At 32.8% G+C, this 668-nt stretch carries 2 protein-coding genes; both read left to right on the top strand.

Features of this window, described 5'->3' with window-relative positions; all coding sequences use genetic code 11:
• Positions 1-67 precede the first annotated feature (67 nt).
• Positions 68-244: a hypothetical protein gene (locus tag OIF36_05690; protein MCV6599945.1), complete on the top strand. Its 177-nt coding sequence runs from the start codon at positions 68-70 to the stop codon at positions 242-244.
• A 7-nt stretch (positions 245-251) separates the two neighbouring features.
• Positions 252-668 (top strand): hypothetical protein (locus OIF36_05695; protein MCV6599946.1); only part of this gene is annotated, 417 nt, incomplete at its 3' end.

A 668-nucleotide genomic window follows, 5' to 3' on the forward strand; every position in this document is an offset into this window, starting at 1 on the left:
TCCTTTCACAAAAGTTTCTCTTGATTTCATTTCTTTTATTTATAAATAATATAATCCTTAAATAAAAATGAATGAATCTTATTGCATCAAAGATAAAAGAGTAACACCTTGTGTTGAACCAAGTGGTTATCAAACCGATAAAAATGGACGAAGACAGTTTTATTGTCATTGTCCTGTTTGTGGGATAAAGAAAGTGCGGTATGTGAAAAGTAATTCAACAGGGAAAAAAAAGCCTAAAAGGTAATGGATTAATGACAGATGTTGGTGGAATAGCTGCAGATGCTTTGTATCACCATGGTATTCCTTGGTTAGCTAAGAAAACTATTGAAATGGGACGTTGTGGCACTAGTGAATTATTGAGGGATAAAAATCTTCAAAAGAAAGCTGTAGATTATGGAATGAAAAAACTGACGCCATTCGTTTATGATACTGCTGGAAAAGCATTGGATCAATTATCAACAAAAATAAGACCTGATAAAAAGTATAAAACAGATAGAAAGGAGTTGGATGGAAGTGGTGTCATAGATAGTTTGTTGACTTCTGGAGTAAAAGGTAGTCCTTGGCAGGTAGATTTGAAAAAAGGAATTAATTTATCTGATCCTGAATTATGGGCTCCAGTTAATAAAATGCCTGTTGCAGATGCTAAAAAACTTGTTCAATATTATAAG

This window comes from Alphaproteobacteria bacterium, from assembly GCA_025800285.1.
GTDB lineage: Bacteria > Pseudomonadota > Alphaproteobacteria > JAOXRX01 > JAOXRX01 > JAOXRX01.

What these genes read in the sequence shown, in the direction of transcription:
- OIF36_05690 (MCV6599945.1), top strand. Translation starts at nt 68, where the DNA reads ATGAATGAATCTTATTGCATCAAAGATAAAAGAGTAACACCTTGTGTT.